Source organism: Paraclostridium sp. AKS73 (assembly GCF_025671395.1).
Classification (GTDB): Bacteria; Bacillota; Clostridia; order Peptostreptococcales; family Peptostreptococcaceae; genus Paraclostridium; species Paraclostridium benzoelyticum.
Genome location: NZ_JAIXHU010000070.1, coordinates 1 through 5,772 on the forward strand (window position 1 = coordinate 1; position 5,772 = coordinate 5,772).

Annotated in this window: 5 protein-coding genes; 2 read left to right on the top strand and 3 right to left on the bottom strand. The window is 25.8% G+C overall.

Features of this window, described 5'->3' with window-relative positions:
- Nucleotides 1-38: 38 nt before the first annotated feature.
- The gene (locus LEQ07_RS19350; RefSeq protein ID WP_046823405.1) at nucleotides 39-1,280 is read right to left on the bottom strand and encodes a peptidase U32 family protein; all 1,242 of its coding nucleotides are present in this window, start codon (nucleotides 1,278-1,280) and stop codon (nucleotides 39-41) included.
- 385 nt (nucleotides 1,281-1,665) lie between these two features.
- A complete protein-coding gene (locus tag LEQ07_RS19355; RefSeq protein WP_263331888.1) occupies nucleotides 1,666-2,628 on the bottom strand; it encodes a GIY-YIG nuclease family protein in 963 nt (320 codons plus the stop codon).
- Between the two features lie 165 nt (nucleotides 2,629-2,793).
- Between LEQ07_RS19355 and LEQ07_RS19360 the strand changes: the two genes are divergently transcribed.
- Together LEQ07_RS19360 and LEQ07_RS19365 are read left to right on the top strand one after the other, a co-directional pair.
- Nucleotides 2,794-3,621 (top strand): sulfurtransferase, encoded by an 828-nt coding sequence (locus LEQ07_RS19360; RefSeq protein ID WP_263331889.1) that lies wholly within the window; start codon nucleotides 2,794-2,796, stop codon nucleotides 3,619-3,621.
- A 71-nt stretch (nucleotides 3,622-3,692) separates the two neighbouring features.
- The gene (locus tag LEQ07_RS19365; RefSeq protein WP_046823402.1) at nucleotides 3,693-4,223 is read left to right on the top strand and encodes a hypothetical protein; all 531 of its coding nucleotides are present in this window, start codon (nucleotides 3,693-3,695) and stop codon (nucleotides 4,221-4,223) included.
- A 102-nt stretch (nucleotides 4,224-4,325) separates the two neighbouring features.
- On the opposite strand, the gene LEQ07_RS19370 is transcribed toward LEQ07_RS19365, so the two are convergent.
- Nucleotides 4,326-5,069: a hypothetical protein gene (locus LEQ07_RS19370; protein WP_046823401.1), complete on the bottom strand. Its 744-nt coding sequence runs from the start codon at nucleotides 5,067-5,069 to the stop codon at nucleotides 4,326-4,328.
- Nucleotides 5,070-5,772: the final 703 nt, after the last annotated feature.

The following is a 5,772-nucleotide window of genomic DNA, read 5'->3' on the forward strand; positions in this document are numbered from 1 at the left end:
TAAAAAACCAGAAGCTATATTTATGCTTCTGGTTTTTATTATAATACATTTATAGTTGTTATTGGCTTTCTTAACATATAATGTTCTTCAACCGGTATATCTAATTTCATTTTTACTATTTGTTTTGCATGTGGAGCAGATTCGATAGGCTCATTTTCTTCATTGTACATTTCTAAAATTTTGCCATACATAGTTTCTTTATATGGTCCTATTATTTCTATTTCGTCTCCTACAAACATTCTATTTCTTTGTTCAACTATAACTAGTCCACTTTCTTCTTCATGTCCTCTAACTACACCTATAAAATCATAGTTTCTTACATACGATGCAGATTCATAGTTTTGATCTCTAGTAGATGTTTTCCCTAAATAGAATCCTTCACTAAAATGTCTATGGCTTCCTTTTTTAAGTTCTTCTAACCACATAGGATTAAACTCCCAATTTTCAGGATCTTTTATATACTCATCTATAGCCATTCTATACGCTCTAACAGTAGTTGCTACATAATATGCAGTTTTCATTCTTCCCTCTATTTTAAAACTATTTATTCCACTTTCTATAATTTGCGGAATATAGTTTATCATACACATATCTTTTGTATTAAAGAAAAATTCTGCATCTACGTCATCTAAAACTTTTTCATATTCTCCATTTTCTTGTTCCTCAACTAATGTGTACTTCCATCTACAAGATTGTGCACAAGCTCCTCTATTAGCATCTCTACCTGTTGTATAGTTACTTATTACACATTTTCCTGAATAAGACATGCACATAGCGCCATGTATAAATGCTTCTATATCCATACCTTCCGGAGAGTTGTCTCTTATCTCTTTTATTTCTTCAAAAGATAGCTCTCTTGCCATAACAACCCTTTTTGCTCCTTGATTATACCAAAATGTAGCTGATGCAGCATTAGTTGTACTAGCTTGAGTACTTATATGTATTTCCATGTTTGGCACAACTTTTTTAACTACGCTAAATACTCCTGGGTCACTTACTATAACTGCATCTACACCTATTTCTTCAAGTTCTTTTAAGTAAGCTTCTAACTGTTCAAATTCTTCATTCCTAGGTATTATATTTACAGTAACAAATACTTGCTTGCCTCTTTCATGCGCAAATTTAACACCTTCTGCCATATCTTCTTTATTGAAGTTCTTAGCAGCAGATCTCATTCCAAATATTTCACCACCTATATAAACGGCATCCGCTCCATATATAAATGCTGTTTTTAATCTTTCTAAATCACCTGCTGGTGCTAATAATTCTATTCTTTGCATAGCGTCTCCTTTATAAGATATTATTATCTAAAATACCCTCTTTAAAATTAGTTGATTTATACTTATTTTTAAAGAGGGCTATATATAGTATTTTTTATTATATTTTAAATATTTAATTTATACCCATAAAATAGTTTCGATAATCTTTTTTAAAAAAGTATACTGAAACTATTTTATTATACCAAAGTGTCTAAATAAAATCTAGTTTGGATTTACTTTTTAAGTAATTATATATTGTACTAGCCATGTCTAAATCTTCTTTTCTATACAATTTTTATTTTTCAATATGAGAATTTTCTTCAAAATATTTGTAGAAATGCTCTTTTAAACTTTGTCATTAAAATCTTTTTTACTACTTTTGAGTACATTATATCTTTTCCCTTAATTATATACACTTTTTTCTAGTGTAATCAATATCTATAGATGTTATTATTACCTTTTTTGATTTCATATAATTTATAACTTCACTTCTACTTAAAATAAGTTCTATACAATCTAAGTTTTCTTTGTACTTTGACGCTCTTTCAAAATCCAACGTATTCACTGATTCTATTATTTTTTTATTTAAATCATTTATTAAGTCTAAATTTACGCCATTAAGCGTATCTATTAATTTATTTATAGAATAACTATACTCTTTATTGTTTAGGATTTTACATGGTGCCATGCAAAATCCTAAATCACTATTTATACAACATTTTAATTTATTACTACCTTTACATGTTCTTAATTTAAAGTATTTGCTCAAGACTTCTACTATGTTTTCTAATTTTTGAATTGATGTATATGGTCCAAAATATAATCCATCACAATCATTATCTGGAACACATTCCAAACATGGGTAATCTTCGTTGGTGCTTATTTTTAAATACGCATATTTTTTATCGTTTTTTAAAAGGGTATTGTACATAGGTTGTAGTTTTTTTATAAGCTTACATTCTAATACCAACGCATCTAGTTCCGTATCAGTTTCTATTGTTTCTATGTCATCTATAAATTTAATCATTCTTGTAATTTTTTTTGATGGATTATATGATGGTAAAAAATATTGAGATACCCTATTTTTTAAAGCTTTTGATTTTCCTACATAAATTATATTTTTATCTTTATCTTTCATAAAATATACGCCTGGTGTTTCAGGTAAAGATTGTACCTTATCTTTTAACTTCATATAAATCTCCTTTTTATGTTTGTGCATACATGTATTAAATTTATTTTCATCCATTAGATTATCTCTAACTGCTTTAGCTTGTTCTTTTGTTGATATATTTGCCCATAAAGGTATAAATCCTTCCGTGTTTTTTCCTCTATTCACTAATAGTTTATATTTATCCTGGTTAATTTGCAAACCATAATAATATCCAGTTTTAATGTTATAAATATTTTTGTTTATTTATTTTTTATTTTTAATACTTATTTCTACTAGGTAATTATGTTCATATATCATTTAGTAACTACATTTTTCCCAATTAAATGTTATTATTAAGTTATAAAAAATCTCGGAGGTGTGTTCATGAAAAATTTCGTTGATTGTTCTTTTATAGTTAATTTCAAAGATCCTATTTCTCTATTTTTAATAGATTGTAGATTCGATTTATTCGATGAGTTTTCAGGGTATAATGCCTATAAAGATTCCCATATTCCAAATGCTTTTTTTCTTGATATAAATAAAGATCTTTGTGGCTCTCCTAAATTACATGGTGGAGCTAGGCCTCTACCTGATAATGATATTCTTCAAAACAAATTATCTTCATTTGGAATTGAGCTTAACTCCACAATAATAGTTTATGATGAAAAATTATATAGTTCTCCACGCGCTTTTATTCAGTTAAAACATATGGGGTATAAAAATGTATATATACTAAATGGAGGTTTCAAAGCATGGAAAGATAATCATCTTCCTATTACAAATGAAATCCCTTCATTATTACCGCCCAAAACTTCTACCTTATCACCCAATACAAGTATGATATGTGATATAAATTATGTACGAGAATCAATTAAAAATACTAACATAGTTTTAGTGGATTGCAGGGATAATAGTAGATATACTGGAGAAATTGAACCACTTTATAAAAAGCCTGGACATATACCTAGCGCAATAAATATACCTTGGCATAATAATATAGATAGCAATGGTTTTATTAAAGATTTAAATATCATTGATAAAAATTTTTCTATCTTAAAAAATAAAGAAGTTATCACTTATTGCGGATCCTGCATAGAAGCCTGTATAAATTATGCTTTGCTGGATGAATTATCTTATAATGCTAAAACTTATATAGGAAGTATGAGTGATTGGATTAGCTATGATGAAAATGATGTTGAGTCACTATTTTAGTATTTGATTTTGAAATATCTTTTTAATATGTTAAAATATCATAGTAAATTATAACAACAAAGGAGAAAGTCATGAAAAAAGAATTTTTAACTAGCGATAAAGTATTTTTACAAGAAAGTAAATTTGCTAATGTACTAATATCAAGCAATGGATATGTAGATTTCCATGAAAAACTATCTAAAAGCGATTTAGATTACAGCGATGATAAAGTTTTTGAAATAATGCCTAGTGCTTTTATAGATTTCAACCAACATTTATATGAAGATATAAATCATATGAATTCAATTAGTTGCGGTTTATATTTAGAAAGATCTTTAGTTACTTTTAGAATTTTCTTATGGGGTGCTAAAGGTGAAGGCTTCGAAATATTCAAACATGTTTTACGTGGTGATGAAATCGAATCTTTAAAATCTATAGATGATATGAAACAATATATATATATACATTTAGATGAATTAGAAGAAGGCATTTTAAAAACATATAGTATGTCTGCTATGCATTCTTTTGAACAACTTGGAATGGGAATAGAGAGTAAAAAACTTCCTTTACATAGCATACTTCAATTTATATCTATAGATAATAATATAGCTGATTTTAGATAATATTTTTTAAATCTAAATAACTTTATTATAAATAAAAAAATATAAGTTTGCTTCCTAAATTCAAAGTAAATTTAAGTTGCTAAAACTTATATTTTTTATTAACTAGTTATATAATATTCCCATTCTTATCTTATCGTTTAAATTTTCATTTAAAGCAAGTGTGAATATTAAGTCACATTTTTCATCAATTTTACCTTTAATATTTTCTAACATTTCATTTAATATAAATAAGACTTCTTCAATTTTACAGTACTCATTTCCAAGGCTTATAAATACTATTCCTTTTTTCTTTGTTAATTCATCATTAGTTTTTATTATAGTGTCAAATAGCATATCTACTAATTCTTCTTTACTTGTTGAATTATTACTTTCTACAAACCCATGAGCTAAGCCTTTTTCTTTTGATAAAATTTCTTTTAAATCTGTTAAATCTATATTTATAGTACATTCTTCTGAAACAGATTCTACCATCATATCAATTAGCTCACATATCAAAGTAGCGTTACTGTCTCTCATTACAAACTCTGCATTAAAGTCAAATTCAACCTTCTTTTCATCTTGATTAACATCAATTCCAATCGATACAATTCTTCTCTCTTTTGCCATATAGTTTATAGCTTTTACTATATCACAAGTTCTTTGTTCTTTTGAATTATAAGTAATAAAAACTATTTCAATTTCATCTAAAATTTTAGCTGCATAATCTTTATCTATGTCTTGATTTATAGATATTTTTTCTGTATCTAATATCTCTTTATTATTTTTATAATTCACTATGTATTCAAGATTTTTTATACCATCTTCACTTACACCTATTATTTTTGCATACTTATTGTTAAAATTCATAATATTGTTGCTCCTTAATTTAATTAATAATTTTTAGTAGTAATAACCTTATTATTAACTTTCTATAACTTTCTAGTACTATATTACTAAAATTATGCATTATAGTAAAGTCTTAACTTTCATAAGTAATTTTACTTTTTAATCTTATTTATAATTTTAATTTATATATTAAATAAAAAAGAGCTATCTAAAAATTATCGATAGCTCTTTTTACGTATTCAAACTCGTGGTATGCACCTCTTTTGTCCTCCTAAAATTTTAAAAGACTTTTTTATTACTCAACTTCATAATCTGGTGAATAATCATAATCAATTTCCATTTCATATCCAAAGTGATCTAACATAACTACATTTTCCATATAACTTACCTCCTTATTTTTAATTTTTGCAACTTATCAAGTTAATTCTATCATATCCAATATTTGGTTTGCAATATTAATTTTTGAATTTTTCAAAATTTCAAATCAATTATTTATTTTTAATTTTTAAATAAATTTATTTTTATTCATTTTACTCTGTTTTATAGTCTGGTGAATAGTCATAATTTAACTCTTCTTCATATCCAAAATACACCATTTCACTGAATTGTAACATTTTTCATCCCTCTCCTTATTTGCAATTTAATTATTTTTATATTTCATTATACTTTAATATATGCAGAAGATAGTTAGAATTCTCACTTTTGAAAATTTTTCTATTCTTTT

Coding starts and splice junctions, on each gene's coding strand:
- LEQ07_RS19370 (WP_046823401.1), bottom strand. CDS start 5,069: ATGAATTTTAACAATAAGTATGCAAAAATAATAGGTGTAAGTGAAGAT.
- LEQ07_RS19360 (WP_263331889.1), top strand. CDS start 2,794: ATGAAAAATTTCGTTGATTGTTCTTTTATAGTTAATTTCAAAGATCCT.
- LEQ07_RS19350 (WP_046823405.1), bottom strand. CDS start 1,280: ATGCAAAGAATAGAATTATTAGCACCAGCAGGTGATTTAGAAAGATTA.
- LEQ07_RS19365 (WP_046823402.1), top strand. CDS start 3,693: ATGAAAAAAGAATTTTTAACTAGCGATAAAGTATTTTTACAAGAAAGT.